3 protein-coding genes are annotated in these 2,809 nt (G+C 61.9%); 2 read left to right on the top strand and 1 reads right to left on the bottom strand.

Annotation, left to right across the window (positions count from 1 at the left end):
• Positions 1-251: aldehyde dehydrogenase family protein (locus tag ACS5Q1_RS47395; protein WP_473104704.1), on the top strand; the 251-nt coding region annotated here is incomplete at its 5' end.
• 65 nt (positions 252-316) lie between these two features.
• Here ACS5Q1_RS47395 and ACS5Q1_RS47390 read toward each other — a convergent pair.
• Positions 317-1,117, bottom strand: a complete 801-nt coding sequence (locus ACS5Q1_RS47390) for an HAD-IIB family hydrolase (protein ID WP_473104703.1) — start codon at positions 1,115-1,117, stop codon at positions 317-319.
• Positions 1,118-1,280: 163 nt separating this feature from the next.
• On the opposite strand from ACS5Q1_RS47390, the gene ACS5Q1_RS47385 reads away from it, so the two are divergent.
• On the top strand, positions 1,281-2,534 hold the full coding sequence (locus ACS5Q1_RS47385; RefSeq protein ID WP_473104702.1) for a glycerate kinase type-2 family protein: 1,254 nt from the start codon (positions 1,281-1,283) through the stop codon (positions 2,532-2,534).
• Positions 2,535-2,809 lie beyond the last annotated feature (275 nt).

Below are 2,809 nucleotides of genomic sequence, written 5' to 3'. Positions count from 1 at the left end.
CCGAGGTGATCGCGATGGCGAACGACTCGGAGTTCGGGCTGGCGTCGTATTTCTATGCCAAGGACATGGCCCGCGTCTGGCGCGTGGCGGAGGCGCTCGAGAGCGGCATGGTCGGGGTGAACACACCGGCACTCGCCAACGAGATGGCGCCGTTTGGCGGCGTGAAGCAGTCGGGGCTCGGCCGTGAGGGCTCGAAATACGGCATCGAGGGCTTCCTCGAGATCAAATACATCAACATCGCAGGAGTGTGAGCATGAAAGAGCCCGGCATTGCCGGGCCTTTTTGTTGATGGAAGTTGCCGAATCTCACTGCATTCCTATGCGCTTCTCGCTCTGAGCAGCAGATTGGCCAGTTCCACGAAGCCATCGCCAGAGTGACCGTTCGCGATGTAGGCCGGCTTGTTGGTCAGGCGATGTGTGAAGGCCTGGATATTGGCGACGCCGACGCTCAAGGGAAAGGCTGCAAACATCGGCTTGTCGTTCGGTGAGTCGCCCGCATAGATCACGGCCTTCTTCGCTTCTTCCCAGTCCATGCCGAACACATCGGCGAGTAGGGTCTTGGCCATGCTCAGTTTGTTGTAATCGCCGAACCAGCCGTTCACGTGAATGGAACTGACCTTGGCCTGTGCGCCCGCGCGTTCGAAGATGGAAACGATTCTGTCCACCTCCGACTCGGTTAAGGCAGGTACGTCCTCGCAGAAGTCGATGGCGAGATCTGCCATGCGGTAGGCCTGATCGCTGGCAAGCGCCGCACCTGGCACACGTGCCAGAACGTCCGTCTCGATGGCATCGAGTTTGGCACGGTTCCGTGCCAGCTCTTCGGGGCTCGCCCAGAAGCGTTGCTGCATCTTCTTGCGCTCGCGATCGTAGCGGAAATAGAAGGCGCCGTTTTCTCCCACCACCGCATCGACCGGCCACATGCGGGCGATGTGATCGCACCAGCCTGCTGGTCGTCCGGTCACGGGAATGACGAGGAAGCCCGCGCGATGCAGCTCTTCCAGTGCGCCGTAGGCAGCGGCCGTCAGCATTCCTTCCGTGGTGATCGTGTCATCGATATCGGTCAGCACCACACGAATGGAGCGCGCCGTTTCCAGCGGCATCTGGGCTAGGGGCTTCATGGTCATCCTTGGGCTATTGGAAAATCGTGAGGTGGCTAATCGACGGTCTTTAAGCATGATCCTGTGCTGAGATCCAAGGCCATTCGATGAATGGGCAGGCCACCCTGTGTGCAATCTGCGGTCCTGGGCTTCACGCCTGGGATTTCTGACGTAAAGTGACGCGATGCCAAACGATGCTGAAATCCTCACCGCCCTGTTCGATGCCGCTCTGAAGGCGGCTCTGCCGGATGGCCAATTCGACGATCGCCTGCCGCCCAAGCCGAAAGGACGAACGATTGTCCTCGGTGCCGGCAAGGCCTCGGCCCGCATGGCGGCGGCCTTCGAGGAGGCCTGGGCTCGTGCGGGAGGAACCTGCGACGGCCTTGTGGTCACGCGATACGGGCACGCGGTGCCGACGAAAGCCATCGAAATCGTCGAGGCGGCGCATCCGGTTCCTGATGAGGCCGGGTTGCAGGCAGCCGGGCGGATCCTGGCCCTGGCACAGGAGGCTGGCCCCGACGATCTTGTCGTCTGTCTCATGTCCGGCGGGGCCTCGGCCCTCCTGTCACTTCCCGCGAAAGGCGTGACGCTGACCGACAAGCAGGATCTGAACCGGGCGCTCCTGAAATCAGGCGCTCCCATCGGAGAAATGAATCAGGTGCGCAAGTCGCTCTCCGTCATCAAGGGCGGGCGGCTTGCCGCGGCGGCCGGGAAGGCGCAGCTGGTCACCTATCTGATCTCGGACGTTCCGGGCGACGATCCCGGCAGCATCGGCTCCGGCCCGACGATCCCCGAGCGCGTCGATCCGGACGTTGCACTCGGCATCCTGCGCAAATACGGCATCGATGTGCCTAATCATGTCCTGCAGACCATCCGCTCCAACGTCATCACCGAGCCCGTAGCCGGCGGTGCGGTGCATATGCTGTCGACGCCCAAGATGGCTCTCGATGCCGCTGCCGCCAAAGCCCGTGAGCTGGGGCTGACGCCGCTCGTGCTCGGCGATGCGCTCGAGGGAGAGGCGAGGGAGGTCGGGCGTGTCATGGCCGGCATTGCGCGCTCCGCCCTGATGCATGGAGAACCGGTGAAAGCACCGTGTGTCCTGCTCTCCGGCGGCGAGACGACGGTGACGGTGCGCGGACAGGGGCGAGGCGGACGAAACGCCGAGTTCCTGTTGTCTCTGGCCGTTGCTTTAAAGGATGAAGACAGGATCTCGGCTATCGCTTGCGATACCGATGGCATCGATGGTTCCGAGGACAATGCGGGCGCTTGGTTCGACGGTAGCCTGTTCGAGAGCGCTCGTGAGAAAGGCATCGATCTCGCGGCCCATCTCGATAGAAACGATGCCTATACGGCATTCGCCGAACTCGACAGGCTCGTCGTGACGGGCCCGACGCTGACCAACGTGAACGACTTTCGCTGCATTCTCATTCGCTCCTGAGCGAAGCGGAGTGCCGGCTCAGATGGAATAGCTGAACCCTGTCGTGTTCGTCTCCGGCACGATCATCGTGACCTTGGTTCCATGCCCTTCCTGACTCTCGACTTCCAGGTCTCCGCCATGGAGCTTGAGGATGTACCAGGCGAGGCTTAGTCCTAATGATCTTCACTAAAGACCTGCAACGGAGAGACCTGCGTGCCGAAAGAAGCTGGTAATGAGCTCAGGCCGTTGCTGCAGGCGGCCGAACTCGCGGCGGGCCAGGCGGTGCAAGTCGGCGA

The organism is Microvirga sp. GN3 (genome assembly GCF_055792825.1).
This window is presented reverse-complemented; position numbering and strand designations above follow the sequence as displayed.

Excerpts from the sequence above, each read along its gene's own strand:
- ACS5Q1_RS47390 (WP_473104703.1), bottom strand. The coding sequence starts at position 1,117 with ATGAAGCCCCTAGCCCAGATGCCGCTGGAAACGGCGCGCTCCATTCGT.
- ACS5Q1_RS47385 (WP_473104702.1), top strand. The coding sequence starts at position 1,281 with ATGCCAAACGATGCTGAAATCCTCACCGCCCTGTTCGATGCCGCTCTG.